The organism is Rhodobacter sp. NTK016B, from assembly GCF_017303295.1.
In the GTDB taxonomy this organism is placed as follows: Bacteria; Pseudomonadota; Alphaproteobacteria; order Rhodobacterales; family Rhodobacteraceae; genus Pararhodobacter.
Window position 1 is genome coordinate 134,356 of record NZ_JAFKOK010000004.1, and the last position, 25,682, is coordinate 160,037.

The 25,682-nt window shown below is 65.2% G+C and carries 25 protein-coding genes; 16 read left to right on the forward strand and 9 right to left on the reverse strand.

Annotation, left to right across the window (positions count from 1 at the left end; all coding sequences use genetic code 11):
- Positions 1-64 precede the first annotated feature (64 nt).
- Genes JI664_RS06790 through JI664_RS06800 form a run of 3 tightly spaced genes read right to left on the reverse strand, consistent with a single transcriptional unit; the run spans position 65 to position 3,860 of the window.
- Complete coding sequence (locus tag JI664_RS06790) at positions 65-1,774, reverse strand: peptide ABC transporter substrate-binding protein (RefSeq protein WP_207012977.1); 1,710 nt, start codon at positions 1,772-1,774, stop codon at positions 65-67.
- On the reverse strand, positions 1,771-2,841 hold the full coding sequence (locus JI664_RS06795) for an ABC transporter ATP-binding protein (protein WP_349768691.1): 1,071 nt from the start codon (positions 2,839-2,841) through the stop codon (positions 1,771-1,773). The genes JI664_RS06790 and JI664_RS06795 overlap by 4 nt, the downstream gene beginning before the upstream one ends.
- Positions 2,838-3,860 carry an ABC transporter ATP-binding protein gene (locus JI664_RS06800; protein WP_207012978.1) on the reverse strand — a complete coding sequence of 341 codons (1,023 nt, stop codon included), beginning with the start codon at positions 3,858-3,860 and terminating at the stop codon, positions 2,838-2,840. Before JI664_RS06800 ends, JI664_RS06795 begins: the two co-directional genes overlap by 4 nt.
- Before the next feature lie 276 nt (positions 3,861-4,136).
- Here JI664_RS06800 and argE point away from each other — a divergent pair, with 276 nt between their 5' ends.
- From argE to JI664_RS06830, 6 genes are all read left to right on the forward strand, one after another.
- Positions 4,137-5,324 carry an acetylornithine deacetylase gene (argE, locus tag JI664_RS06805; protein ID WP_207012979.1) on the forward strand — a complete coding sequence of 396 codons (1,188 nt, stop codon included), beginning with the start codon at positions 4,137-4,139 and terminating at the stop codon, positions 5,322-5,324.
- Positions 5,321-6,007, forward strand: a complete 687-nt coding sequence (locus tag JI664_RS06810) for a type 1 glutamine amidotransferase (protein WP_207012980.1) — start codon at positions 5,321-5,323, stop codon at positions 6,005-6,007. Before argE ends, JI664_RS06810 begins: the two co-directional genes overlap by 4 nt.
- Positions 6,004-7,353 carry an NAD(P)/FAD-dependent oxidoreductase gene (locus JI664_RS06815; RefSeq protein WP_207012981.1) on the forward strand — a complete coding sequence of 450 codons (1,350 nt, stop codon included), beginning with the start codon at positions 6,004-6,006 and terminating at the stop codon, positions 7,351-7,353. Before JI664_RS06810 ends, JI664_RS06815 begins: the two co-directional genes overlap by 4 nt.
- Positions 7,354-7,430: 77 nt before the next feature.
- Entirely contained in the window at positions 7,431-8,603 is a 1,173-nt protein-coding gene (locus JI664_RS06820; RefSeq protein WP_207012982.1) for a M20 aminoacylase family protein, read from the forward strand.
- A 5-nt stretch (positions 8,604-8,608) separates the two neighbouring features.
- Positions 8,609-9,778, forward strand: coding sequence for a M20 aminoacylase family protein (locus JI664_RS06825; RefSeq protein ID WP_207012983.1), 1,170 nt, complete (start codon positions 8,609-8,611; stop codon positions 9,776-9,778).
- Positions 9,779-9,788: 10 nt separating this feature from the next.
- Positions 9,789-10,949, forward strand: a complete 1,161-nt coding sequence (locus tag JI664_RS06830) for a M20 aminoacylase family protein (RefSeq protein ID WP_207012984.1) — start codon at positions 9,789-9,791, stop codon at positions 10,947-10,949.
- A 7-nt stretch (positions 10,950-10,956) separates the two neighbouring features.
- On the opposite strand, the gene JI664_RS06835 is transcribed toward JI664_RS06830, so the two are convergent.
- Genes JI664_RS06835 through JI664_RS06855 form a run of 5 tightly spaced genes read right to left on the reverse strand, consistent with a single transcriptional unit; the run spans position 10,957 to position 16,010 of the window.
- Complete coding sequence (locus tag JI664_RS06835; protein ID WP_207012985.1) at positions 10,957-11,355, reverse strand: hypothetical protein; 399 nt, start codon at positions 11,353-11,355, stop codon at positions 10,957-10,959.
- Positions 11,355-12,470, reverse strand: a complete 1,116-nt coding sequence (locus JI664_RS06840) for an EscU/YscU/HrcU family type III secretion system export apparatus switch protein (RefSeq protein ID WP_207012986.1) — start codon at positions 12,468-12,470, stop codon at positions 11,355-11,357. Before JI664_RS06840 ends, JI664_RS06835 begins: the two co-directional genes overlap by 1 nt.
- Positions 12,467-13,252 (reverse strand): flagellar biosynthetic protein FliR, encoded by a 786-nt coding sequence (locus JI664_RS06845; RefSeq protein WP_286173914.1) that lies wholly within the window; start codon positions 13,250-13,252, stop codon positions 12,467-12,469. The genes JI664_RS06840 and JI664_RS06845 overlap by 4 nt, the downstream gene beginning before the upstream one ends.
- Positions 13,249-15,315: a flagellar biosynthesis protein FlhA gene (flhA, locus tag JI664_RS06850; RefSeq protein ID WP_207012987.1), complete on the reverse strand. Its 2,067-nt coding sequence runs from the start codon at positions 15,313-15,315 to the stop codon at positions 13,249-13,251. The genes JI664_RS06845 and flhA overlap by 4 nt, the downstream gene beginning before the upstream one ends.
- Positions 15,312-16,010, reverse strand: coding sequence for a lytic transglycosylase domain-containing protein (locus tag JI664_RS06855; RefSeq protein WP_286173915.1), 699 nt, complete (start codon positions 16,008-16,010; stop codon positions 15,312-15,314). The genes flhA and JI664_RS06855 overlap by 4 nt, the downstream gene beginning before the upstream one ends.
- A 440-nt stretch (positions 16,011-16,450) precedes the next feature.
- On the opposite strand from JI664_RS06855, the gene JI664_RS06860 reads away from it, so the two are divergent.
- The 8 genes from JI664_RS06860 to JI664_RS06895 all read left to right on the forward strand — a co-directional run bounded on the left by JI664_RS06860 (position 16,451) and on the right by JI664_RS06895 (position 23,431).
- The gene (locus JI664_RS06860; protein WP_109532037.1) at positions 16,451-16,657 is read left to right on the forward strand and encodes a cold-shock protein; all 207 of its coding nucleotides are present in this window, start codon (positions 16,451-16,453) and stop codon (positions 16,655-16,657) included.
- 208 nt (positions 16,658-16,865) lie between these two features.
- Complete coding sequence (locus tag JI664_RS06865) at positions 16,866-19,727, forward strand: monovalent cation/H+ antiporter subunit A (RefSeq protein WP_207012988.1); 2,862 nt, start codon at positions 16,866-16,868, stop codon at positions 19,725-19,727.
- 1 nt (position 19,728) lies between these two features.
- Positions 19,729-20,076, forward strand: coding sequence for a Na+/H+ antiporter subunit C (locus JI664_RS06870; RefSeq protein WP_207012989.1), 348 nt, complete (start codon positions 19,729-19,731; stop codon positions 20,074-20,076).
- Positions 20,077-20,085: 9 nt separating this feature from the next.
- Positions 20,086-21,717, forward strand: a complete 1,632-nt coding sequence (locus tag JI664_RS06875) for a monovalent cation/H+ antiporter subunit D (protein ID WP_207012990.1) — start codon at positions 20,086-20,088, stop codon at positions 21,715-21,717.
- A gap of 1 nt (position 21,718) precedes the next feature.
- The gene (locus JI664_RS06880; RefSeq protein WP_207012991.1) at positions 21,719-22,210 is read left to right on the forward strand and encodes a Na+/H+ antiporter subunit E; all 492 of its coding nucleotides are present in this window, start codon (positions 21,719-21,721) and stop codon (positions 22,208-22,210) included.
- Positions 22,207-22,476 (forward strand): K+/H+ antiporter subunit F, encoded by a 270-nt coding sequence (locus JI664_RS06885; protein ID WP_207012992.1) that lies wholly within the window; start codon positions 22,207-22,209, stop codon positions 22,474-22,476. The genes JI664_RS06880 and JI664_RS06885 overlap by 4 nt, the downstream gene beginning before the upstream one ends.
- Positions 22,477-22,486: 10 nt before the next feature.
- Positions 22,487-22,915 carry a Na+/H+ antiporter subunit G gene (locus tag JI664_RS06890; protein ID WP_207012993.1) on the forward strand — a complete coding sequence of 143 codons (429 nt, stop codon included), beginning with the start codon at positions 22,487-22,489 and terminating at the stop codon, positions 22,913-22,915.
- 168 nt (positions 22,916-23,083) lie between these two features.
- Positions 23,084-23,431 (forward strand): hypothetical protein, encoded by a 348-nt coding sequence (locus JI664_RS06895; RefSeq protein WP_207012994.1) that lies wholly within the window; start codon positions 23,084-23,086, stop codon positions 23,429-23,431.
- Between the two features lie 43 nt (positions 23,432-23,474).
- On the opposite strand, the gene mscL is transcribed toward JI664_RS06895, so the two are convergent.
- A complete protein-coding gene (gene mscL / locus JI664_RS06900) occupies positions 23,475-23,927 on the reverse strand; it encodes a large conductance mechanosensitive channel protein MscL (RefSeq protein WP_207012995.1) in 453 nt (150 codons plus the stop codon).
- 150 nt (positions 23,928-24,077) lie between these two features.
- On the opposite strand from mscL, the gene JI664_RS06905 reads away from it, so the two are divergent.
- Entirely contained in the window at positions 24,078-24,779 is a 702-nt protein-coding gene (locus JI664_RS06905) for a glutathione S-transferase family protein (protein ID WP_207012996.1), read from the forward strand.
- A gap of 223 nt (positions 24,780-25,002) precedes the next feature.
- Entirely contained in the window at positions 25,003-25,656 is a 654-nt protein-coding gene (locus JI664_RS06910) for a protein-L-isoaspartate O-methyltransferase family protein (protein ID WP_207012997.1), read from the forward strand.
- The last annotated feature ends 26 nt before the right edge of the window (positions 25,657-25,682 follow it).

Consider the following 25,682-nt stretch of genomic DNA (forward strand, 5'->3'; position numbering starts at 1 on the left):
GGGTCGTGGCGCGGCTCGGCGTCGGCCCGCCCCGTGGGGGGCGGGCCGGTCTTGGATCAGAGGATCATTCCTCGATGCGGTACCAGTCGGCAACGTTCCACAGCTCGCTGTCCCAAGTATTCAGGACAACGCCACCGAGGGTGACCGAGTGGGCCGAGACGCGGCCGCGGTGGACCAGAGGCAGAATGACGTAGTTCTGCATCAGGATATCGTTGAGCGCGCGCGCGATGCGGGCCCGCTCTTCGATGCTGGCGGTTTCGGCCAGCTGCATGTGCAGCGCATCGTATTCGGGATCGCAGAAGCGGTTGATGTTCTCACCCTGCCATTGCGATGCCGGGCGCGGTTCCAGACCGCAGCGATACGCACCGAGATATTGCTCGGGGTCGGTGCCGTTGAAGTTGTTGGCGTACATCTCGACATCGGCATAGAACTTCTGGAACGTGTCGGGCGAGCCCGGATCACCGCCGAAGAACACCGACGAGTTGATGTTGCGCAGATTGGCTTCGACACCGATCTCACGCCACCATTGCTGCACCAGCGCCTGGAAATCCTGACGCACGGCATTGGTCGAGGTCTGGTAATCGAGCACCAGACGGTCACCATCGGCGTTCACCCGGATACCGTCGCCGCCGACCGTCCAGCCCGCTTCTTCCAGCAGGGCACGGGCACCGTCCAGATCCTGCACCATGCAGGCATCGTTGGCGTCCGAGGCAAAGGCAGGCGGGGCGGGAACGAGGTTACAGGTCACCTGACCGGCCTGACCGTAGCCGATTTCCACCAGCAGCTCGCGGTCGATGGCCATCGACAGCGCCTGACGCACGCGGATATCCGACAGGATCGGGTGCGGCGCCTCGCGCGTCGAACGGGTCTCGGGCGGCAGGTCGGGCGACGGGTCGGTGAGGTTGATCTCGATGCGCTCGACCAGCGTGCCGAAGGCCGAGACCGGAACGCCCTGACCACCACGGGCCATGGTTTCGATCACGTCGGGCGCCAGCTGGAGGTTCCAGGCATAGTCCATCTCGCCGGTTTCCATCACCGCACGCCCGGCCGAAGCCGCGTCGCCGCCGCCCTTGAAGGTCAGCGTGGCGAAATGGGGCAGGGCGGGATCGCGGAAGTTCGGGTTGGCCTCGAACTGGATCACGTCATTGGGGCGGAAATCGACGACGCGGAACGGGCCGGTGCCGATCGGGTTGAAGTTCGCCTCGGTGCATTCGGGCGCGCGGGCGCCAAGGCAATCGGCAAATTGCGCTGCCTGAATGACCGGCGACTGGGCCGAGACGAAGGGCAGGTAGGGGACCGGCTTGGGCACGGTGAAATGCACGGTGACGGTCAGGTCGTCGACGACTTCGACATTGTCGACATCGTTGAAGAAGCTTCCCTGCGCGCAACCGCCTTCGGGATGCATGCAGTACTCGGCGGTAAAGGCCAGATCCGCCGACGTCACCGGGGTGCCATCGGACCACATGAGCCCCTCGCGCAGCCGCCAGGTGATCGACATAAGGTCTTCGGACACGCCGCCGTTTTCGACCGTGGGGATCTCTTCGGCGAGCCACGGAACCAGTTCGCCGACTTCGTTGTAGCGGGCCATCGGCTCGAGCACGATCGACGAGGCCTGCACGTCCTTGGTGCCGCCCGACAGATACGGGTTCAGGATCGACGGCGCCTGCCAGTAGATGATGTTCAGGTGCCCGCTTTCTCCGCGTTCCGCCGATGCCGCCAGGGGCATCAGGGACAGCGCGGCAGCCGCCCCGAACAGGGCCATTCTGCGTATCATGCAACCTCTCCTTGTTGGTTTTCCGTTTGTTTGCGCTCAGCCTCGGGGCCGCCGGTTGAGCCGGCGGTCTGTTTGTTGGAAATGAGATGGCAGGCGACAAGGTGACCGGGCGCCGCTTCGATCGTTTCGGGATCGATCCGGTGGCAGATCTCCATCACCTTCGGGCAGCGGGTGCAGAAATTGCAGCCTTTGGGCGGGTTGGCGGGCGAGGGAACGTCGCCCTTCAGAACGATCCGGTCCTTGCGCGCCTCGATCGAGGGATCGGGCTCGGGAACCGCGGAAAGCAGCGCCTCGGTATAGGGGTGCAGCGGGTTCGCATAGAGCTCGGCCACCGGGGCCAGTTCGACGATCTTGCCCAGATACATCACCGCCACGCGGTCGGCGATGTGACGCACCATGGACAGGTCGTGGCTGATGAACAGATAGGTCAGGCCGAAATCGTCCTGAAGCTGTTCCAGCAGATTTACCACCTGCGCCTGAATCGACACGTCGAGCGCGGCGATGGGTTCATCGCAGACGATGAACTTGGGGTTCAGCGCCAGCGCGCGGGCGATGCCGATCCGCTGTCGCTGCCCGCCGGAAAAGGCGTGCGGATAGCGGTTGGCGAAATCGCGGTTCAGACCCACGGCATCCATCAATTCGTAGATCCGCTCGAGCTTTCGCGCGCGGGACCAGTCGGTATGCTCGTCAAGAGGCTCGCCGATGATGCCCGCGACCGTCATGCGCGGGTTCAGGCTGGCTTGCGGGTCTTGGAACACCATCTGCATGGTCGGACGCTTCTGACGAAGCTTTTCTGCAGGCATCGCGGCGATATCCTCGCCATCGATGATGACCGATCCGGCCGTGGCCTCGTAGAGACGCAACACCGCGCGGCCCACGGTCGATTTGCCGCAACCGGATTCGCCCACCACGCCCAGCGTTTCGCCGGGCAGGATCTCGAAGGACACACCGTCCACCGCTTTCACCGCACCGACCTGACGGCGCAGCAGCCCGCCAAGGATCGGGAAGTGCATCTTCAGATCGCGGACTTCGACAAGCGGGCGTTTGGGCGGGGTCTGAACGCTCACGATTGCACCTCGGCCATGGTCTGCACCGGTTCGCCCGTCAGGTGATCCCAGTGGCAGGCGACGTCATGGCCCGTGCCAAGGTCGCGCCGCGCCGGGTTTTCGCGCGCGCACCTGTCGAACGCATGCGCGCAGCGGGCCATGAAAGGGCAGGATTCCGGGTGCCGGCCCATCACCGGGGGCTGGCCTTCGATCACGCGCAACTTCGCGTCGCGCGCGCCGTGGATCTTCGGCATCGTCTGCAAAAGCGCGCGGGTATAGGGATGGGCGGGATTGGCGAACAGCTCGCGCACGGGGCCGTGTTCGGCCACCTGACCGCCATACATCACCATCACCCGGTCAGCGATCCCGGCGATGACGCCAAGGTCATGGGTGATCCAGATGATCGCCATGCCCAGCTTCTGGCGCAGTTCTTTCACCAGTTCGAGGATCTGCGCCTGAATGGTCACGTCGAGCGCCGTGGTCGGCTCGTCGGCGATCAGCACCTTGGGATCGCAAGCGAGCGCGATGGCGATCATCACCCGCTGACGCATCCCGCCCGAGAATTGGTGGGGGTAATCGCCCAGACGACGCCTTGCATCGGGGATACCGACCAGTTCCATAAGCTCGACCGCGCGTTCGCGGGCGCGGGTCTTGGACATGCCCAGATGCGTGCGCAGGGGTTCGGTCAGCTGGAAACCCACGGTGAAGACCGGGTTGAGCGACGTCATCGGGTCTTGGAACACGAAACCGACCTCGCGCCCGCGCACCTTGCGCAAACCGTCCTCGCCGAGTGTCAGAAGATCCTGACCGTCGAGCAGCACCTCGCCGCCGCGAATTTCTGCCGGAGGAGACGGCAGCAGGCCGAGCAGCGACATCATCGTCACTGACTTGCCCGATCCCGACTCGCCGACGACGCCGAGAAGCTCACCGGGGCGCAGGTCGAAGCTTACGGAATTCACGGCATGCACTTCACCCATGCGGGTGCTGAACACCGTCTTCAGGTTCTTGACATCAAGAACCGGCACCGCCCCGTCATGCATGGGCGTCTCCCCGTTGTCTTATTATTTTTGTTCCGGCCAGTGTTCTGACTCGGTCTTTATCGGGGAAGCTTGGCAACATTCGATCGCTACGGCAAGAAAAAACGCGGTAGCTATACGCATGTCTAATGACGCCGATTGCTCAATTTTTCCACGAAATTGGGGAGGTAAGAGCCGGATTCTGCCTGTCGTTGCGTCATCGGCTTGCGGCTTTCGCGGGCTTGACCTCTGGATGGGCGCGTGGCGAGGATGACTTTTCGCAACCCCGTGGAGATCCCGATGACGACCCCCGACAGCGCCGCTCTGAACCCCGAGGCTGGCCCGCGCGAGATCCTTGAGGCGCTGATCGCCTTCCCGACCGTCAGCCGCGACACCAACCTGCCGCTTGTCGACTGGGTCGAGGCGTTTCTGGCGTCGAACGGTATCGACAGCACCCGCGTGATGTCGCCTTGCGGCACAAAGGCGCATCTTTACGCGCAGGTCGGGCCCGATGCGCCGGGCGGGGTGGTGCTGTCGGGCCATACCGACGTCGTGCCGGTCGACGGGCAAGCTTGGGATACCGATCCCTGGACGCTGACCGAGAAGGACGGCAAGCTTTACGGTCGCGGCACCTGCGACATGAAAGGCTTCGACGCGCTGGCGCTCTGGGCGATGGCGAAAGCCTCGCGCGCGCCGCTGACGCGGCCGCTGCAACTTGCCTTCAGCTATGACGAAGAGGTGGGCTGCATGGCGGTGGCCGATCTGGTCGAGGCGATGATCGGCTCGGACCTGCCGCGCGCCGAGACGGTGATCGTGGGCGAGCCGTCGATGATGAAGGTGGTGACCGGCCACAAGGGCGGGCTGGGGGTGCATGTCCATATCCGCGGCTACGAGGTGCATTCCTCGATGCAGCCGTACGGCGTAAGCGCGATCATGGAGGGCGCAAGGCTCATCCAGTGGTGCAACGACATGAACGCGGCGAATGCCGACAACGCGCCGCCCAGTGAACTGGCCGCGCCGTTCGACCCGCCCTATTCGACGCTGCATGTGGGCGTGATTTCAGGCGGCACCGCGCATAACATAACCGCCAAGGACTGCGACTTTCTGATCTCGGTGCGGCAGGTGCCGGGCGATACCGGCTGGGGCGACAAGATCACCGCCGCCGTGCGCGAGATCGAAGCCGGGATGCAGGCTATCCGCCCCGAAACCGGCATTGATCTGGAAATGGGCTTCGGCGTGCCTGCGCTGGCGCCCGAACATGGCGGTCCGGCCGAGCTGCTCAGCCGTCGCCTGACCGGCGATAATGGCGAGCATGTCGTGAGCTACGGCACCGAGGGCGGGCAGTTCCAGACGCGCGGATATTCGGTCGTGGTCTGCGGGCCGGGCGATATCGCGCAAGCGCACCAGCCCAACGAGTTTCTGGATATTGCCCAGCTCGAGGCCGGGCAGGTCTTCATGGAAAAACTGCTGGACGAACTCTGTCAATGAGCCGGATTATTCTGGTCAGCCATGGCTATGACGGGTCGGCGCCCGACCGCGTGCGGCTGTTTCTCGAGCGCACTGGCCGGTCTTACGAAGTAATCGCGCCCCATGCGGGCGATACTTTGCCTGACACGATGGCGGGCATCGACGGCGTGGTGATCTATGGCGGCGCGCAAGAAATTTACCAGACCGACCTTTATCCCTATCTGGCCGATGAGCATGCCTTTACCCGCCGCGCCGTGTCGGCGGGCGTGCCGCTTCTTGGGATCTGCCTTGGCGCCCAGTGCATCGCCTATGCCCATGGGGGCGAGGTGCAACCGCGCCCCGACGCTGCCTATGAGTTCGGATATTACGAAGTCCGCCCGGAAGGCGCCGGGACGGCGCTGTTTGCCGAACCTCTTGCGATGCCGCAATGGCATTGGCACGGCATCGCGCTGCCCGAGGGGGCCGAGCGTCTCGCCTCAAGTGCGATGTTCCCGACACAGGCCTTTCGTCTGGGCTCGGCCATCGGGTTCCAGTTCCATCCCGAAGTCACGCCCGAGCTGATGCGCGAATGGCAGGCGCTGCCCGAGGCGCCGTTCGGGGCGCCGGGGGCGCAGACGCTGGACGAGCAGCAAGCGCTCATGGACTGCCACGACGCGCGTATCGACGCGTGGTTCAACACCTTTCTGACCGGGTTCTTCGCATGAACGACTTTCCCCTGAACGCGGCGCTGCCGCAGACCCATCGCGCCGACTTGCCCGCCGAAGCGGATGTCGTGGTGATCGGCGGCGGCATCGCCGGTGTCAGCGCCGCGTGGGAGCTTGCCGGCAAGGGCCTGAAGGTCGTTCTGTGCGACAAGGGCCGGGTCGGGGCCGAGCAATCGGGCCGCAACTGGGGCTGGATCCGGGTGCAGGGGCGCGACCCGTCCGAGATCCCGCTGGTGCTGGAGGCGCGGCGGATCTGGGAAAGCTGGGCGCAGCGGCTGGGGCCGGACCTGGGCTACAAGGTGGTGGGCGTCACCTATCTGGCCCGCAACGAGACCGAACTGGCCGAGGACGAAGCATGGATGAAACATGCCCGCGCGCATGATCTCGACACCCGGATGCTAAGCCGGGCCGAAACCGCCGAGCGGATGGTCAATGCCGCGCCCGATCGCTGGATTGGCGCGTTGCACACTGCCTCGGACGCCAAGGCCGAGCCTTGGGTCGCGGTACCGATGATGGCGCGCACACTCGCCGAAGCGGGGGTGACGATCCGCGAATCCTGCGCGGTGCGCAGCCTGATCATTGAGGCCGGGCGCGTGCGCGGCGTGGTGACGGAAGACGGGCCGGTCCGCGCCGACGCGGTGGTTCTGGCGGGCGGCGCGTGGTCGTCGCTTTTCCTGCGCGCCCACGGTGTCGATATCCCGCAATTGTCGGTTTTGGCCTCGGCCTGCGCGACGGTGCCTTTGCCCGAGGGCTTCGACGGTGCGGCATCGGATCCGCAATTCGCGCTCAGGCGCCGGGCGGATGGCGGCTATACCGTCGCGCCGGGCGACACCCATGTCATGTATGTGGGGCCCGACGCGTTCCGGCATCTGCGCGCCTATCTGACCGTGCTGAAAACCGACTGGCGCAGCACCAAGCTTCGGCCCTATGCGCCGGCGGGCTTCCCCGATGCATGGTCGACCCGGCGGCACTGGTCGCCCGACCAGCCATCGCCGTTCGAAAAGATGCGCATCCTCGACCCCAAGCCTGACAGGAAAGCGCTCGACGCCGCCCTGACGGCGTTCGGCAAGGCCTATCCCACGATCGGCAAACCAGCAATCCGCGCATGGTGGGGCGGCATGATCGACACGATGCCCGACGTGGTGCCTGTTCTCGACACGATCGACGCGTTGCCCGGCCTGACCGTCGGATGCGGGCTGTCTGGCCATGGTTTCGGCATCGGTCCGGCCATCGGGCGGGTGCTGGCCGATCTGGCGACCGGGGGCGATCCGGGGCACGATCTGTCACGTTTCCGTCTGGCGCGGTTTCGCGATGGCAGCGCGGTGACGCCGGGTCCGGCGCTGTAAGAGCGGGTATCACCACTCTTGTCCGGGCGCCGTTTCCGCGTCACGCTCGGCTATAAGGAAACCGCAGGAGCGTATCGATGCCCGTCCGTAACCGTCTTGCCGAGCTGCACCCCGAAATCACCGAGTGGCGCCACGACCTGCACGAGCATCCCGAACTGCTCTATGACCTGCCGCGCACGCAGGCCTTCGTGGCCGGGAAGCTGACGGAATTCGGCTGCGATGAGGTGGTGCAGGGAATCGGGCGTTCAGGCGTCGTGGCGGTGATCCGGGGGCGCAAGACCGGCTCGGGCAAGGTGGTGTGTTTCCGCGCCGACATGGACGCCCTGCCGATCACCGAGGCGACAGGGCTCGATTTCGCGTCGAAAACGCCGGGCAAGATGCATGCCTGCGGACATGACGGGCATACCTCGATCCTGCTGGGGGTGGCCAAGTATCTGTCCGAGACACGCAATTTCGACGGCACCGTGGTGCTGGCCTTTCAGCCCGCCGAGGAAGGCGGGGCAGGGGCCAAGGCGATGGTCGATGACGGGCTGATGGATCGCTGGGGCGTGCAGGAGGTCTACGGGCTGCACAACATGCCCGGCGAGCCGGTGGGCCGTTTCGCGATCCGCGAAGGCGCGCTGCTGGCCTCGGCCGATGAATTTGAGATCACCGTGACCGGGCGCGGCGGGCACGCCGCCATGCCCCACGCAGCGATCGATACCACGCTTGTGGCCAGCCATATCGTCGTGGCGCTGCAATCGGTGGTCGCGCGCAATATCGACCCGCTGGGGTCGGTCGTGGTGACAGTGGGCAGCTTCCACACCGATTCGGTCGCCTCGAATGTCATCGCGCACGAGGTCGTGCTGAAAGGTACGGTCCGCACGCTGGACCCTGACCTGCGCAAACTGGCGCATGAGCGCATCATGGCGCTTGTGCCCACCACTGCGGCGGCCTTCGGGGCCAGCGCCGATGTGGCTTATCACTGGGGCTATCCGGTGACGATGAACCACCCCGAACAGACCGCCTTCGCCGCCGATTGCGCCGCCGAGGTCGCCGGCGAGGCGAATGTGAACCGGGCGACGATGCCGGTCATGCCCGCCGAGGATTTCGCCTATATGCTCGAGGCGCGGCCGGGCGCTTACATCTTTCTGGGCAATGGCGATACGCCGATGTGCCACCATCCCGCCTATCAGTTCGATGACGAGACGATCCCGCTCGGGTGCAGCTGGTTCGTCACCCTCGCCGAACGTCGTATGCCGCTGGAGTAACGCCGATGCCGATCAAGAACCGTTTCGCCGAGCTTCTTCCCGAAATCGCCGCGTGGCGGCGGGATTTCCATGCCCATCCCGAGCTTCAATTCGATCTGCCCCGAACCTCGTCGCGCGTAGCGTCGCTCTTGCGCGAATTCAGCGCCGATGAGGTGGTCGAAGGGATCGGCCGAAGCGGGGTCGTCGCGGTGATAAGGGGCCGCAAGGCCGGTTCGGGCCGGGTCATGGGCTTTCGTGCCGATATGGACGCGCTGCCGATCATCGAGGCGACGGGGGCCGAGTATGCCTCGACCCATGCTGGCAAGATGCATGCCTGCGGGCATGACGGTCATACCTCGATCCTGCTGGGCGCAGCCAAGTATCTGGCCGAGACGCGCAATTTCGACGGCACCGTGGTGCTTATCTTCCAGCCCGCCGAAGAGGGCGGCGGCGGTGCCAAGGCGATGGTCGAAGACGGCGTTCTGGACCGTTTCGGTATTCAGGAAGTCTACGGATTGCACAACAATCCCGGCGCGCCGGTGGGCTCTTTCGCGATCAAGGAAGGCCCGTTGCTGGCGGCGGCGGATTTCTTCGAGATCACGGTTCAGGGCAAGGGGGGCCACGGCGCGCAACCGGATGTGACCGCCGATGCGACGCTGGCCGGGGCGGCGGTGGTGATGGCGTTGCAACAGGTGGTGTCGCGTAATATCGACCCTTTGCAGCCCGTCGTGCTGTCGGTCACGGGCTTTGCCACCGACACGATGGCGCATAACGTGATCCCCGATAGCGCCCGCCTGACCGGCACGGTCCGCACCTTCGACGTGGCCACCAAGAACCGTGTGCGTGCCCGGATGCAGGTCGTGGCCGAGTCGACGGCGGCAGCCTACGGGGCGACGATCACGATGGATTACCGCGACGGCGTGCTGCCCACGATCAACGCGCCCGAAGCCACCGCCCATGCCATCGCCGCCGCCGAGGTTGTCGCGGGCCGCGTCGATACCACGCTTGCGCCGTCGATGGGGGGCGAGGATTTCTCGGAAATGCTGGCGCAGCGTCCGGGGGCCTTCATTCTTCTGGGGAATGGCGATAGCGCCGACCTGCATCACCCGGAATACGATTTCAACGACGAGGCGATCCCGGCCGGCTGCAGCTGGTTCGCGGCGCTCGCCGAACAACGCATGCCGATCACGGCCTGAGGAGACAGACATGCCGGTCAAGAACCGTTTCGCCGAATTGCTACCCGACATTACCGCATGGCGACGCGATTTCCACGAGAATCCCGAGATCCTGTTCGAGGTGCATCGCACCGCCGGCATCGTCGCCCAGAAGCTGCGTGCCTTTGGCTGCGACGAGGTGGTCGAAGGCATCGGGCGCACCGGCGTCGTGGGCGTGATCAAGGGGCGGGCGACCGGCTCGGGCAAGGTGATCGGGCTGCGCGCCGATATGGACGCGCTGCCGATCCACGAGGCAACGGGCGCGCCGCATGCGTCGAAAGTGCCCGGCGCGATGCATGCCTGCGGTCATGACGGCCACACCGCGATGCTGCTGGGCGCCGCGCAATACCTTGCCGAGACGCGCAATTTCGATGGCACCGTCGTGGTGATCTTCCAGCCCGCCGAAGAGGGCGGCGGCGGCGGTCGCTTCATGTGCGAAGACGGGCTGATGGAGCGCTGGGGCATTCAGGAAGTCTACGGCATGCATAACTGGCCCGGCATGCCGGTGGGGTCCTTCGCGATACGCCCCGGCGCGTTCTTTGCGGGCACCGATCAGTTCCGCATTCTGGTCGAGGGTTTGGGCGGCCATGCCGCCAAGCCGCATGAGACGGTCGACACGACTGTGGTCGCCGCGCATCTGGTCACCGCTTTGCAGACCATCGCCAGCCGCAACCACGACCCGGTGAAAAATCTGGTGGTTTCCGTCACCTCGTTCCGCACGGAATCCGAGGCGTTCAACGTCATCCCGCAGCATGTCGAACTGCGCGGCACGGTGCGCACGATGGATCCCGAAACCCGCAACATGGCCGAGCAGCGCATCAAGGAAATCGCCGCGGGCATCGGCGCGACCTTCGGCGCCAAGGCCGAGGTCGACTGGCGTCCGGGCTATCCCGTCATGGTCAACAGCGAGGAACAGACCGCCTTTGCCGCCGAGGTGGCCGCTAAGGTCGCAGGCGATTGCGCCGACGCGCCGCTGGTCATGGGTGGCGAGGATTTCGCCTATATGCTCGAGGAACGTCCGGGCGCCTATATCCTCGTGGGCAATGGTGACACGGCGATGGTGCACCATCCGGCCTATGATTTCGACGACAACGCGATCCCGGCGGGCTGTTCGTGGTGGGCCGAGATCGTCGAGCAGCGCATGCCGGCCTGACGGCGGCTCAACGCTCTTTGTCGCGTGCCTCGCGGTAGGCAGTGCGCGCGCGGTCGCGCAGGGTTTCCATCACCTCGGCACGCCCGAAAGCCTTCGCGGCGGCAGGTCGCTGGCGCAGCCAGTCGGCGGTGATCGCGGCGAGCTGCTGGTTCAGGCGGCTCTGGCGGTTCTCGATCCAGCGTCGATGCGCAAGACGCGCGGCGACCATCGCCGGATCCACACCGGCGCCGTTGCCTTCCTCGTCGCTGCCTTGCAGCGGGGCCTCCGTGGTCTTCAGCGTGGCCAGCGCGGATTTGAGCCGGTTGCGGCTGCGGGCGACGGCGGCCAGCTTGGCAAGCTCGGCCTCGCGCTTCATCGCGCTCAAAGCGGCCAGCCGTTGCAGGGCGTCGACCTGTCTGCGGTCCATCAGCGTGGCGCCTTTCCGGCCTTGCCCTGCGCGCCGTTGCGGGCGCGGGCCTTGGCGCGCATCGTTTCGGCGAAGCGGATCGCGGCAGCGACGGGCTGATAGAGGTCGGGCGCGATCTCGGCGCCCAGGGGCACGGTGGCAAAGATCGCCCGCGCGGTGGGCGGGTCGGAATGGATCGGCACCCCAGCTTCGGTCGCCACCTCGCGGATGCGGGCGGCGGTCTCGTCAGTGCCCTTGGCCACGCAGACCGGCGCGCCCGCTGATCCCGGCGCCCAGGCCAGTGCCACGGCATAATGCGTCGGGTTGACGATGACGACCGCCGCGCGTGGCACTTCGGCGATCATCTGGTTCGAGGCATAGCTCGCGGCGCGTGACCGGCGTTCCTGCTTGAGATGCGGATCGCCCTCGCTCTGCTTGTGATCGTCGCGCAATTCCTGATGCGACATCTTCTGTTTGCGCCGGTGATCGAAGACCTGCCACAGGTAATCGAGCCCGCCGATCACCAGCATGATCAGCACCACCAGCGCCATGAACTCGGCCAGCATCTGCATCAGCGCGACGCTGGCCTGTCCGGGGCTCTGTTCGATGGTGATGACCAGATCAGGCAGCCGCGCCCACAGGAACAGCCACAGCAAAAGACAATAGATCGCCAGCTTGACCGCGGACTTGGCGAATTCCACCAGCCCCGAGATGCCGAACTTGTTCTTTGCATTGGCCAGCGGCGAGACGCGCGAGGCCTTGAATTGCAGTTTCTCGGGCGCGAAGACGAGGCCCCGGAGCGCGATCAGCGTGGCGATGACCAACACGCCCGGCACGATCAGGATCGGCGCCATCGCCGCGACAACCGCGCCCAGCACGGTGCCCCCCAGCGCGGTGCCGCCGCCCAGCATCAGCGGCCCTGTACTGTCGGCCCGGTCCAGCAGCGACACGCCCAGTTCGCCCAGCCGGATCGGCACCCAGCCGCCGGGCAGCAACGCGAGGCCCAGAAACCCCATCATCGCCACCGCCGCCGTCAGGTCGGCCGAGCGCGGCAGATCGCCCTTGCGCCGCGCCTCGTCCAGCTTGCGCGGCGTTGCTTCATGCGGTTTGTCGGCGCCGTCGTCTTCGCCGCTCATGGCGCCACCGGATTACCCAGAGTGGCAAGGAAAGCGGGGATCCAGACGCTCAGCATGATGGGCGCGGTGATGAAGAGCAGGAATAACCCGCCCAGCGTCAGGGCCGGGGCCCCGACGAAGGCCACCATGAGTTGCGGCATCGCGCGGTTGATCGCGCCGAGCGCCAGATTGTAAAGCCCCGCACCGATCACGAACGGGGCCGACAGCGAGAAGGCGAGCGCGAAGGCCTGCGCGATCCGCCCGACGCCCCATTCCGCCACCGAGGACGGATCGGGCCAGCGACCCGGCGCGAAGATGTCGTAGGACAGCACGAGGTACTGCACCAGCCGTTCGGGCATGCCCGCCAGCGCTGCCGCGCAAAGCCCTGCCATCACCAGCACCTGCGAGATCGCGGGTTGCGGATCGACGCCCGCGCCGCCGAAGGCCTGCGACAGCGAGGTCGCTTGCGCGGCCATCGTGCCCGCCATCATCAGCGCAAGGATCATCAGTCGCAGCGCCATGCCGAGCATCACGCCGATCAGCGTTTCCTGCGCCGAGAAGATCACCCATCCCAGCGGGGTCGCGGCAGGCATCGGCACCGCGCCCACAACCGCCGGGGCGACGACGACGGTCGTTACCAGCGCCGCGGCCAGCCGGATGCGCGCGGGCACGACCCGCTCGCCAAAGACCGGGACAAGGGCGAAGACCGGGCCGATCCGCGCGAAGACCAGCGCACCGCCGATGAACCAGGCCTGCAGCTGCGCGCTCAGCGCGGTCAGGGCGGCGATCATCTCGGCGGTCATGCGGCGATCTGCCCGACAAGCGCCGGGCGCGCCTCCATGCCGATTTCCTCGAAGGCGAGGACCGGCGCCGAGACGTCGCGCGCGGCCATCACCGTGCGCAGGAAGCGGCGGCGGCGGGCAGGCGACACCAGCGCGGCCTGCGTGCCCTCATCCGCAAGATCAGAGAACGTGCGCGCAAGCGCGTTGGCCAGCTTGCCGAAATCGTCGGGCGGCAGGGCGATGTCGAAGGCGCCCCGCTCGCCGTCGATCTGATAGCGGGTGAAGACCTCTTCCCATTCGGGCGCAAGCTGGACCAGCGGCAGCGTGCCATCCGCGCGTTTGAGCGCAGCGACCAGCTGAAACCCCATCCGCTGGCGGACATGTTCGCAGACCGCTTCGGGCGTCAGATGCTGAACCCGCAGCTCGGCGATGGATTCAAGGATCATCGGCAGGTTGCGGATCGACACCCGCTCATCAAGCAGAAGCCGCAACACCGCTAGCAGCGTGTCGACCGGCACCTTGTCGGGGATCAGTTCGTCGATCAGGCGGCGATTGGCTTCGGCCCGCGCGGGGTCGGAGAGATTGGTCATCTCGTCGAGCATCCGGCGCAGGCCGCGCAGGGTCAGAAGCCGTGCGAAATTGGCCTTCAATACCTCGAGCAGATGGGTTGCCAGCACCTCGGCCGGCGAGACGACGGTGAGGCCGCTCAACGCGGCGCTTTCCTCGTCGGCGCGGTCGATCCAGCGGGCCGGGGCGGCATAGACCGGCTCGCGCACATCGGTGCCCGGCGGCGCCTCGTCCGCGGCGCCGTCAGGCAGCAGCGCCAGCCTCTGATCGGGGCGCAACCGGTCGCGGCCCTGTTCGACGCCCTGAATGAGGATCGCATATTCGCCGGGATTGAGCGAGGGATCGTCGGTCAGCCGGACCTCGGGCAGGATCATCCCGTAGCTGCGCGCGACATGGTTGCGCATGTTCATGATCCGCGCATCGAGCCCTGTCGCCGGGTCCAGCACCATCGGCACGAGATCGGGCGCGAAAGTCACGTGGATTTCGTCCAGATCCAGAACATCGCCCAGCGAGGTGGGTTTTTCGATCTCGGGCGGCGCGGCTTCGGTCTTTTCGCGCGAAAGCGCGGCGCGGCGCGCAAACCATCCGGCCGCGCCCAGAAGCACCCCGCCGATCACGAAGGGGGTGAAGGGCAGCCCCGGCACCAGCGCAAACATCACCATCAGCGTGGCGACCGTCAGCAGCGCCGAAGGGTAGCGGCCAAGCTGCGCCATCAGCGCGGTATCGGTGGCCCCACTGGCACCGCCGCGCGCCAGCAGCAGGGCGGCAGCGATCGAAATCACCACCGCCGGGATCTGGCTGACCAGCCCGTCGCCCACGGTAAGGATCGCGTAAGTCTCGAACGCCTCACCCAGCGACAGGTCATGCACCAGCGTGCCCATCAGCAGGCCGACCACGATGTTCAGAACGGTAATCAGCAGGCCCGCGATGGCGTCGCCCTTGACGAATTTCGACGCGCCGTCGAGCGAGCCGAAAAACGTCGTCTCGGCCTGTTCCTGCTCGCGCCGGGCGCGGGCCTCGGAATGCGTGATCGCGCCTGCCGACATATCGGCGTCGATCGCCATCTGCTTGCCCGGCATGCCGTCCAGCGCGAAGCGGGCGCCCACTTCGGCCATCCGGCCCGCGCCCTTGGTAATGACGATGAAATTGACGATCAGCAGGACGCAGAACACCACGACGCCCAGAAACACGCTGCCGCCCATGATAAAGCTGGCAAAGCCCTGGATCACCGATCCCGCCGCCTGCGGGCCGGTATGCCCTTCGCCGATAATCAGCCGTGTCGAGCTGACATTGAGCGACAGCCGCAGCATCAGCGAGGCCAGCAGCACGGTGGGGAAGATCGAGAAATCGAGCGGACGCTCGATGAACAGGGTGATGGTGAACATCAGGATCGCCAGCGCAAAGGACGCGGCGAGGCCGATATCCAGCATCCATGCGGGCATCGGCAGGATCATCATCACGATGATCGCCATCAGCGCCATGGCCAGAAGGACAGTAGGCTGGAACAGGCGGGTCATGGCCGGACCTCGATAAAGGGGCGGGTGCCGCTGGCCGTGTCAGGCACAAGCGACGCGCCCGAAGCCTGTCCGCCCAGCAAGGGAAAGGTGTTGACCCGGATCGTGCCGGGTCGGGCGTTGTCGAGCAGCGCCGTCAGGGCAGGGGCGTCGCGCAGCCCCGCGCGGATTCGGGTGAAACGGGCGCGGTAGCGATCGGCATAGCGGGGCGTGCGCGAGTGATAGGCGCCTGCCGCGCCCTCCCACGAGCCGAACTCGTCATGCAGATCGGCGATCAGCCGCGCGGCGTAGCGCCCGGCGATCATCGGGTCGAGCAGATCTTCGGGCCGGGCGAACTGGTCGCCATGCCAGTGCCAGTTGATCTGGAAGCAGCCAAGATCGAACAGATCCTGCCCGCGCGCCAGCAGGCTGCGCGCGAATCGCGCGGCCTCGTCGGGGGTGGCGAACCAGTGGCCCTGACCTTCGGCATTTGCGGTCCAGGGCCAGGGGCGCAGCCTTTCGTCAAGCGTCCGGCCGGTTTCCGTCAGGGTGATCGCAAGCATGACTTCGGCCGGCACGCCCGCATCCCGCGCGGCCCGCACGGCGGCCGATTCGCACAATTCGGGCCGGGCGAGGGCCGGCGGCGCCACGGAAAGAGCCGAGGTTAACGCCATGGCAAGCGCCAGGGTCGCAGCGGGTCTGGGGCGAGACTTCTTCATCGCGGGCACCGGGGCTTGCAGGGCCGGAAAGAGGTTGAAAACGGGTTGGAAAGGACAGCGTGGGGTAGCCTAGCGCGGGCATGGTTGACAAAGCGTTGACTGCACAGAGCAAGGCCGGAAAGGCGCGCGGGCGGCGTGACACTGCCGAGGGTCCGCGCGGGCACGGGGGCGCTGGACGGTCCGGGAAGAGCGGCGGTCACGCGGCCCGTGCGCAGCGGTGAGGCCGGGACGGCACCGGGCGAAAACGCGCGCGCCGGACGGGTTTTCCGACACGCGACCGGACGCGGGTCTTGTACTTCGACGCGTTTTCGGCCATAAGTAGGCCTGCGACGTTATCTGCATCGACCTGTCGGCCCTACAAGGCCTCCTCTGCTCGATTACGATCTTACCGAGCCGGGTTGCCGCATACTGTGGGCAGCATTTTGACAGGAGTACTCACGATGGCCAATGGCACCGTGAAATGGTTCAATGAAACCAAGGGTTACGGCTTCATCCAGCCGGAAAGCGGCTCGAAGGACATCTTCGTGCATATCAGCGCCGTTGAGCGTTCGGGCCTGCGCGGTCTGAACGACGGCCAGAAGGTCACCTACGACCTGGAAACGAGCCGTGATGGCCGCGAGTCGGCCACCAACCTCGCGCTGGTGTGATCGAAACGGATCTCCGTATCCCTTGACTTTCAAGACGGGCGGCCTGTTGGGCCGCCCGTTTTATTTTGTCGCACCGTGCGGGCCGAATGTGGCTCCGGTTTCGCTTGACACTGCCGCTCAGTAAACAATTTTTAGGGGCAAGGTCCGGTCTCGCCGGCCAACATTGTGATCGGCCCTCGGCGGGCCGCCCTCGGACAAAGGAACCGACATGTCCCTTGCCCTGATCGCGGCGCTGCCTTTCATTGGCGCTCTTTTTCCCGGTCTCATGATCCGTGCGGGACGTAACGTCTGCGCGTCGATCACCCTGACAGCGACCGCTCTGGCGCTGATCGGCCTTCTGATGAACGCCCCCGCAGTGATCCTGCGCGGCGAGACGATCATCGAAGGCTACGAATGGCTTCCGCAGATCGGCCTGAACGTGAATTTCATGCTCGACGGGCTGGGATTCCTGTTCGCGCTGATGATCCTCGGCATCGGGCTGTTGATCATCATCTACGCGCGGTTCTACCTCGCCAGCTCGGACCCGATGGGGAATTTCTATACCTATCTGCTGTTGTTTCAGGGCGCGATGGTGGGCATCGTTCTGTCCGATAACATCCTGCTTTTGCTTATCTTCTGGGAGCTTACCTCGCTCTCGTCCTTCCTGCTGATCGGCTATTGGAAGCACCTGCCCGAAGGGCGTCAGGGCGCGCGGATGGCGCTGACGGTGACCGGGATGGGTGGTCTTGCGATGATCGGGGGGATGCTGATCCTCGGCCAGATCGCGGGCAGCTACGACATTCATGTCATCTTGCAAAACGGCGACGCGATCCGCGAGAGCGAGCTGTATCTGCCCGCGCTGATCCTGATCCTGCTCGGCGCCTTTACCAAGTCGGCGCAGTTCCCGTTCCATTTCTGGCTGCCCCATGCCATGGCTGCGCCGACGCCGGTTTCGGCCTATCTGCATTCGGCCACGATGGTGAAGGCCGGGCTGTTCCTTATGGCGCGCATGTGGCCCGCCTTGTCCGGCACTCCGGAATGGTTCTGGATCGTCTCGGTCGCGGGCCTGATCACGATGGTTCTCGGCGCCGTGATCGCTTTGTTCAAGGACGACCTTAAGGCGCTTCTGGCCTTTTCGACCGTCTCGCATCTGGGCCTGATCACGCTGCTTCTGGGGCTGGGGACCGAATACGCGGCCTATGCGGCTGTGTTCCACATTCTCAACCATGCGACCTTCAAGGCGGCGTTGTTCATGACCGCCGGGATCGTCGATCACGAGGCGCATACCCGCAACATCCGCCTGTTGGGCGGGTTGCGGCGGCTGATGCCGATCACCTTCACCATCGGCACCATCGCGGCGCTGTCGATGGCGGGGATCCCGCTGTTCAACGGGTTCCTGTCCAAGGAGATGATGCTGCAGGCGACCGAAGAAACCGGCCTCTGGTTCGGGATCATCGCCACGATCGGCGCGATTTTCTCGGTCGCGTATTCCTTCCGCTTCATCGTCCACACCTTCCTTGGCCCGGTGCGCGAGGACTACCCGCATCGCCCGCATGATCCGGGCTTCGGGATGTGGGTTTCGCCCGCCATCCTGTGCGTGCTGGTGGTTGTGATCGGCCTGTTCCCGGCGCAGACCGTGGGCGGTTTCGTCGATGTCGTCGCCTCGGCGGTGGTGGGCGAGCATGTGCATGAACACCTTGCGCTTTGGCATGGCGTCACGCCCGCGCTGATCATGTCGATCATCGCCGTCGGCGTGGGCATTGTCGTTCTGGCCTTCCAGCGCGGATTGGCGCCGATCTGGGACAACGCCCCGCGGCCCGAGGCCAAGGCGATGTTCGACGCGCTGATTTCGCGCGCGGCCAAGGGTGCGAACGAGTTGACCGATGCGCTGCATGACGGTGCGATCTCGCGCTATCTGGGGATCCTGACGGTGGTTATCCTGACCTATGCGGTCTGGGCTTTCGCCACGGGCACTCACAGTGCCGGCACGCGCGAGCTGTTGCCGGTGGGTCCGGTCGAGATGGTGTTCTTCGTGGTGCTGATCACCTGCAGCCTTGGCGTGGTGCTGATGCACCGGATGCGCTTTGTGGCGCTGATCGTGATTTCGATCTGCGGGCTTGTGGTGGCGATGTCCTTCGTGCGCTTCTCGGCCCCGGATCTGGCGCTGACGCAGCTGACGGTCGAGGTGGCGACGATCATCCTGCTGCTTCTGGCGCTCAACTACATGCCCAAGGAGACGCCGGTCGGCACCACCTTCCCGCGCCGGGTGCGTGACGTGGTGATCGCGCTGGTTACCGGCAGCGCGGTCGGTGGGCTGGCCTATGCGCTGCTGACCCGTGATCCCAGCCTGCCGACGATCTCGGATTACCATGTCGCCAATTCGTATACCGGCGGTGGCGGCAACAACGTGGTCAACGTGATCCTCGTCGACTTCCGTGGCTTCGATACGATGGGCGAGATCATCGTGCTGGGCATTGCCGCTCTCGTTATCTTCGCCATCGTCGAAGCTGCGCTGCAGGGGCCGGCCTCGCGGCGGTTGCGCAACTGGGTGCCCGACATGCCCCAGAGCCGCGACCGCCACCCGCTGATGATGGTCGTCATCACGCGCATGACGCTGCCCATCGCGCTGATCGTAGGGGTTTATATCTTCCTGCGCGGCCATAACGAGCCGGGCGGGGGCTTCATCTCGGGGCTGGTCGTGGCGATTGCGTTGCTGATGCAATACATGGCGTCGGGCTTTGCGTTCAGCACCGAGCGTCAGAAAGTGGCCTATCACGGCATGATCTCGGCGGGCGTGCTGATCGCGGTGGTCAGCGGTCTGGCCAGCGTCGTGCTGGGCTGGAACTTCCTGACATCGACCAACGATTACCTTTATATTCCGGGGCTTGACCGGATCCACCTGGCTTCGGCCGTGTCCTTCGATCTGGGCGTGTTCCTGACCGTTGTCGGCGCGGTGATGTTGGCGCTGGCCAGCCTCAGCCGGATCGGTCTGCGCGCGGGCGAGGGCGTCAACCTGACACCGATGGATGTCGATCCCAGCGCCGATCATTCGCGTACCGAAATGCTTGCAGACAAGCGGAAGGAGACCTGAGATGGAAGTGCTTGTCGCGGTAGCCATCGGCGCCATGACCGCAGCGGGGATCTACCTGATGCTGCGTCTGCGCACCTTCACCGTCGTGCTGGGTCTGTCGATGCTGACCTATGCCGTCAACGTGTTCCTGTTCGCCTCGGGGCGGCTTGTGACCGGCGCGCCGCCGATCCTCGGCTCGCTCGATGAGCTGAGCGATCCGCTGCCGCAGGCGCTGGTGCTGACGGCGATCGTGATCTCGTTCGGGATGACGGCGCTGGTCGTGATGCTGGCCCTGAGCGCGTATCTGAACGCGGGCACCGACGAGATCGATATCGAAAAGCCCGGTGAACAGCCGGAAACCGGGGGTTAAGCGCCAGCCATGGTTCACTGGATTGTTGCCCCCGTGATCATCCCCGCGCTGTTCGGCGCGATGATCATCCTGACGATGCGCCACGACACGCTGCTGCAGCGTGTGGGCTCGCTGGTTTCGTCGGTTCTCTCGTTGGCCGTGGCGATCGCGCTTCTGGTCGGCGCGTCGATGGGCGATGTGGCCAGCTACGAGCTGGGCTCGTGGCCCGCGCCCTTCGGTATCGTGCTGGTGCTCGACCGGCTGAGCGCGATGATGGTGCTGCTGACCGCTGTTCTGGGTCTTGTCGTGCTGTGCTACGCCATCGCCACCAACTGGGACCAGCGCGGTCGCAATTTCCACGCGCTGTTCCAGTTTCAGGTGATGGGCCTGTTCGGCGCGATGCTGACCGGCGATATCTTCAACCTGTTCGTGTTCTTCGAGATCCTGCTGATTGCGTCCTATGGCCTGATGACGCATGGCGGCGGCCGGATGCGGATGCGGGGCGGGGTGCAGTATGTGATGTACAATCTCGCCGGCTCGACGCTTTTCCTGTTCGCGCTCGGCACGCTTTACGCGGTGTTCGGCACGCTCAACATGGCCGATCTGGCCGAGCGCGCGACCCAGTTGCCGCCGGGGGACGAGGCGCTGGTGCGCGTCACGGCGGTGCTGTTGCTGATGGTCTTCGTGCTCAAGGGCGCGCTGCTGCCAATGCATTTCTGGCTGCCCAACACCTACGCGCTGGCCCCGGCGCCGGTCGCCGCGCTGTTCGCGGTGATGACCAAGGTCGGCGCCTATTCGGTGATCCGCGTCTTCACGCTGATTTTTCCGACCACGCTGGGCGCGATGGGGGGGCTGGTTTCGGACGTGATGGTGCCCGCTGCGCTGGTCACGCTGACGGTTGGCATGATCGGCGTTCTGGGCGGCGGGACGCTGGCGCGCACTGTTTCGTTTGGGGTCATCGGCTCGATGGGGACGCTGTTTCTGGCCATCGGCACCTTCACCGAAGCTTCGATCACGGCGGGCCTTTACTACCTGATCCACTCGACGCTGGCCTCGGCCTCGCTGTTTCTGGTGGTTGATCAGGTGCGCGCAAGACGCGGCAATTCCACGCTGCACCCGCAGGCGCCGATGGGCGGTGCGGGCATCGTGTCGGCGCTGTTCTTCGTCTCGGCCATCGCCATCGCAGGGATGCCGCCGCTCTCGGGCTTTCTGGGCAAGCTGATGATCCTGCAGGCGATCCGCGTCGAGGATTGGTGGGCCTGGGGCTATGCCTTCGTGCTTGTGACCTCGCTCTTGGCGGTGGTCGGGCTGTCGCGCGCGGGCTCGGTGCTGTTCTGGCGTCCGTTCGATAATGCGTCGCCGCAAGACGACGATTTCACCGTGGTGCCGGGGACGACATCGTCGCTGGGGCTGGCCGCGATGGGGGCGCTGCTGACGCTGCTGGTCGTTCTGACCGTCGCCGCGGCGCCGGTATCGCGCTATGTTAAGGCAACCTCGGCGCAGTTGTTCAACACGCAGGAATATATCTACGCGGTGCTGGGCACGCCCGAAGAGCGCGCCGCGCGCGCGGCCGCCGAAGAGGCGCTGGCCGATCAATTGCATGGTTCGGATCACGGGGCGCCCGCGCATCCCGAAGCCGCCGGGCACGAGGAAGGACATTGACATGATCTCGCGTTTCCTGCCGCACCCGCTTCTGTCCCTGACGCTGGCCATCGCGTGGATGCTGCTGGTCAACCATATCACCGTGAATTCGATCGTCTTCGCGGTGATCCTTGGCGTAGTGATCCCGGTCATCACTCGGCCCTACTGGCCCGATATGCCGCGCCTGCGCCATCCGTTCCGGGTGGTCGAATACATCTTCGTCGTGCTCTACGATATCGTGAAGGCGAATGTCGAAGTGGCGCTGATCGTGCTGTTCAAACCCAACCACGCGCTCAGACCCGCCTGGATCACCGTGCCGCTCGACGTCCGCTCGCCCGAGGCAATCACCACCTTGGCGGGCACCATCACGCTAACGCCGGGCACCGTGTCGTGCGACCTGTCGGCCAATGGTCGCGCGATTCTGGTTCATGCCCTGCACGCGCCCGATCCCGCCGCCGTGCGGGATTCCATCAAGCAGCGCTACGAGCGCCGACTGAAGGAGATCTTCGCATGATCATCTATGCCCTGATCTTTGCCATCGCCTGTTTCTCGGTGGGGCTATTGCTGAACCTGTGGCGCGTGATCGTCGGGCCGCGCATCTCGGACCGCATTCTCGCGCTGGACACGATGACGGTGAACTGCATCGCGCTGCTCATCTTGCTGAACTTCTCGCTGGGATCGCCGATCTTCTTCGAAGTGGCGATGCTGTTCGCGCTGGTCGGGTTCGTGTCGACCGTCAGTTACTGCCGCTTCCTGTTGCGCGGCGACATCATCGAGTGAGGAGAACGCCATGACGCACGAACTTCCGCTCTGGGGTGAGATCACCGTGACAATCTTCCTCGTCGTCGCCGGCCTGTTTGCACTGGTGGGGTCGGTGGGGCTGGTCAAGCTGCCCGATCCGATCACGCGGCTGCATGCGCCGACCAAGGCCACGACGCTGGGCGTGGGCGGGGTGTTGATCGCCTCGATGGTCTATGTCTTTGCCAATGAGGGGCGGGTGTCGATGCATGAATTGCTCATTACCCTGTTCCTGTTGCTGACCGCGCCGATCAGCGCTCTGTTCATCGCCAAGGTGCATCTGCATCTGCGCGAACGTCCCGACACGCTGCCCGAAGCGCCCGATTCCGTGGGCTGGGCGGGCTATGCGGCCGATGGCCCGGCGCGTGGCGTGCGCGATGTCCCGCCGCCAGAACCGGGGACGACGGACACGACGATCTGAGCGGCGCGGGCTTTGCCCCGCCGGGTCAGCGCAGCGGCGGGCCAGAAACTTCGGCTCGAAACAGTTTGAAGTTGTTTCCGCAACTGTTTGTATGCGCTACCGTCTTCGTCGGGCCGCCCGCCTTCCGTCGCGGCCGCAGAATCAGGACAACGTCCGGTGTTGGATGGAATGGACATCGACGCCCTGACGGAAACCGTGGTGTCGCGGATTCTGATCGAGGGAGAGAGCGCGCGCTCGGTCGCTTATGAGCTGGCCGGGCGTCTTGCCGTCGAATGCCCTGAGCGGCCTGCTCTGTCTTTGGCGCTGCCGTTCTGCATGGCCGCCAGCGCGCTTGAAGAAGTGCTTGGCGGGGGCGAGGACGCACGGCAAGCGGCGCTGGATGCATGGCGGATCGCGGCGCTGATCGGCGCGGACGCACTGACATTGAAGGTGCAGTCGCGCCCCGACACGATCGCCGAACTCTGGACGCAATGGCGCAGCGGTGACGAGGTGTTCGGCACCGGCACCGGCGCCTAGTAGGGCGCCGATACCGGGTCGCGTATCGGATCAGGCTGCGGGATCAGGCCGTGCGCTCTTTCAGCAGATCGCGGATCTCGGTCAGCAGGGCTTCAGCCGACGGGGGCGGGGGCGCCGCCGGTTCGTCCGAGGTCACGGGCTCGGCATCTTTGCGCACCGCCGAGTCCTTTACCCGGTTGACCATCTTAACCAGCATGAAGACCACCCAGGCCACGATCAGGAAGTTGATCACGGCCATAACGAATTTGCCCCACGCAAAGATCGCCGCACCGGATTCGCGTGCCGCGTCCAGCCCGGTCCCCGCGGCGACCTCGCCCGACAGCACCAGATACTTGTCGGTAAAGTCGATGCCGCCGGTGAACAGGCCAATGACCGGGTTGATGATATCGGCAACCAGCGAGCTGACGATCGCGGTGAAAGCCGCGCCGATGATGATACCCACAGCCATGTCCATGACATTGCCCCGGGCGATGAAGTCACGAAATTCCTTGATCACAGTCGGTCCCTTTTATCCGCACCTTCGATGCGCTCACTTCTGTCCTGACGGTTGATCCGCCGCACCGGGCAACTACCTCGGTAGGGTGCAGATGATGCGTCCGGTTGGGGACAAGTCAAAGCGTAATTTACCCTCGAAAGGATAAGTATCTTGGCGCAACTTACCGACCATCCGATTACCCGCCGCTGGCCGCCCAAGGATCCCGGCGTCCTGCAGCTTTATTCGCTGCCCACGCCCAATGGCATGAAGGTCGGCATCATGCTTGAAGAATGCGGGTTGCCCTATGAAGGGCATCGCCTGTCTTTCGCCGATAACGACCAGACGACGCCCGAATTCCTTGCGCTCAATCCCAACAACAAGATCCCGGCGATCATCGACCCCGACGGTCCGGGGGGCGAGGCGCTGGAATTGTTCGAAAGCGGCGCGATCCTGCTCTATCTGGCGGACAAGAGCGGGCAGTTCCTGTCTCAGGACCCCACTGAGCGCTGGCATACGATCCAATGGGTGATGTGGCAGATGGGTGGCGTCGGGCCGATGTTTGGCCAGTTGGGTTTCTTTCACAAATTTGCCGGCAAAGAGATCGAAGACAAGCGCCCGCATGAACGCTACCGCTCCGAATCGGAGCGGCTGCTGAAGGTTCTGGATGCGCGGCTGGAAGGGCGCGACTGGATCATGGCCGATTATTCCATCGCCGATATCGCGACTGCGCCCTGGGTGCGGACGTTAAGAGAGTTTTATGGCGCCACCGATATCGTCGGCTGGGACGGGCTTAAGAACGTCCCCGCCTGGCTGGACCGGTTTCTGGAACGGCCGGGCGTTCAGCGCGGCATGAGCGTTCCGCCGGAAAACTGAGCGTAACGCGCCCCGGGCGGCGAACGTCCGGGCATGCGGGGTAACAGGGCAGGGTGCCGGTATGATTGTTCAATCGTGACTGAACTTTCGGCTTGCACCCTGTCCGCCCCCGTGCGACGAAGTCACAGATCCCGGTCGCGATGCCCTGCGACCGGCGGCAGCATTGCCAACCTCTCTGCGCCTGTGGCAAGAGGGTTTGACAGATCCAGACGGAGCCCGATCCATGCCCGATTTCGCCGCCCGCAGGACCACGATGGTCGACACTCAGGTGCGCCCTTCGGACGTGACCAAGCTGCCGATCATTCAGGCGATGCTTGATATCCCGCGCGAGCGTTTCGTTCCCGCCGCGCTGGCCGAAGCCGCCTATATCGGCGAGAATATCGACCTTGGGAACGGGCGTGTGCTGCTCGATCCGCGCACGTTGTCGAAGATGCTCGACGCGCTCGACCTGAAATCGACCGATCTGGTGCTCGATCTGGCGCCCGCCACCGGCTATTCCACCGCCGTCATCGCGCATATGGTTCAGGCCGTCGTGGCGGTCGAGTCCGACACATCGCTGGCCGAGGACGCGGGCAACGCGCTGGACGCGGTCGGCGCCAACAACGTCGCGTTGGAAGTGGGCGAGATCGCCTCGGGCGCGCCGGGTCACGGCCCCTATGACGCGATCATCGTCGAAGGTGCAATCGAAGCCTTCCCCGAACCGCTGGCCGAACAGCTCAAGGAAGACGGCCGCGTCGCAGCGCTTTTCATGACGGGTGAGCTGGGCACGGTCAAACTGGGCGTCAAACATGGCGGTACGATCCGCTGGCGCGACATTTTCAACGCCTCGGCGCCGGTGCTCGACGGGTTCGCCACCACGCACGCCTTCGCGCTTTAACCACCGGCGACCGACCGCGCAGGGCC

Excerpts from the sequence above, each read along its gene's own strand:
- JI664_RS06790 (WP_207012977.1), bottom strand. The coding sequence starts at position 1,774 with ATGATACGCAGAATGGCCCTGTTCGGGGCGGCTGCCGCGCTGTCCCTG.
- JI664_RS06800 (WP_207012978.1), bottom strand. The coding sequence starts at position 3,860 with ATGCATGACGGGGCGGTGCCGGTTCTTGATGTCAAGAACCTGAAGACG.
- argE (WP_207012979.1), top strand. The coding sequence starts at position 4,137 with ATGACGACCCCCGACAGCGCCGCTCTGAACCCCGAGGCTGGCCCGCGC.
- JI664_RS06810 (WP_207012980.1), top strand. The coding sequence starts at position 5,321 with ATGAGCCGGATTATTCTGGTCAGCCATGGCTATGACGGGTCGGCGCCC.
- JI664_RS06815 (WP_207012981.1), top strand. The coding sequence starts at position 6,004 with ATGAACGACTTTCCCCTGAACGCGGCGCTGCCGCAGACCCATCGCGCC.
- JI664_RS06820 (WP_207012982.1), top strand. The coding sequence starts at position 7,431 with ATGCCCGTCCGTAACCGTCTTGCCGAGCTGCACCCCGAAATCACCGAG.
- JI664_RS06825 (WP_207012983.1), top strand. The coding sequence starts at position 8,609 with ATGCCGATCAAGAACCGTTTCGCCGAGCTTCTTCCCGAAATCGCCGCG.
- JI664_RS06830 (WP_207012984.1), top strand. The coding sequence starts at position 9,789 with ATGCCGGTCAAGAACCGTTTCGCCGAATTGCTACCCGACATTACCGCA.
- JI664_RS06835 (WP_207012985.1), bottom strand. The coding sequence starts at position 11,355 with ATGGACCGCAGACAGGTCGACGCCCTGCAACGGCTGGCCGCTTTGAGC.
- JI664_RS06840 (WP_207012986.1), bottom strand. The coding sequence starts at position 12,470 with ATGAGCGGCGAAGACGACGGCGCCGACAAACCGCATGAAGCAACGCCG.
- JI664_RS06845 (WP_286173914.1), bottom strand. The coding sequence starts at position 13,252 with ATGACCGCCGAGATGATCGCCGCCCTGACCGCGCTGAGCGCGCAGCTG.
- flhA (WP_207012987.1), bottom strand. The coding sequence starts at position 15,315 with ATGACCCGCCTGTTCCAGCCTACTGTCCTTCTGGCCATGGCGCTGATG.
- JI664_RS06855 (WP_286173915.1), bottom strand. The coding sequence starts at position 16,010 with ATGAAGAAGTCTCGCCCCAGACCCGCTGCGACCCTGGCGCTTGCCATG.
- JI664_RS06860 (WP_109532037.1), top strand. The coding sequence starts at position 16,451 with ATGGCCAATGGCACCGTGAAATGGTTCAATGAAACCAAGGGTTACGGC.
- JI664_RS06865 (WP_207012988.1), top strand. The coding sequence starts at position 16,866 with ATGTCCCTTGCCCTGATCGCGGCGCTGCCTTTCATTGGCGCTCTTTTT.
- JI664_RS06870 (WP_207012989.1), top strand. The coding sequence starts at position 19,729 with ATGGAAGTGCTTGTCGCGGTAGCCATCGGCGCCATGACCGCAGCGGGG.
- JI664_RS06875 (WP_207012990.1), top strand. The coding sequence starts at position 20,086 with ATGGTTCACTGGATTGTTGCCCCCGTGATCATCCCCGCGCTGTTCGGC.
- JI664_RS06880 (WP_207012991.1), top strand. The coding sequence starts at position 21,719 with ATGATCTCGCGTTTCCTGCCGCACCCGCTTCTGTCCCTGACGCTGGCC.
- JI664_RS06885 (WP_207012992.1), top strand. The coding sequence starts at position 22,207 with ATGATCATCTATGCCCTGATCTTTGCCATCGCCTGTTTCTCGGTGGGG.
- JI664_RS06890 (WP_207012993.1), top strand. The coding sequence starts at position 22,487 with ATGACGCACGAACTTCCGCTCTGGGGTGAGATCACCGTGACAATCTTC.
- JI664_RS06895 (WP_207012994.1), top strand. The coding sequence starts at position 23,084 with ATGGACATCGACGCCCTGACGGAAACCGTGGTGTCGCGGATTCTGATC.
- JI664_RS06910 (WP_207012997.1), top strand. The coding sequence starts at position 25,003 with ATGCCCGATTTCGCCGCCCGCAGGACCACGATGGTCGACACTCAGGTG.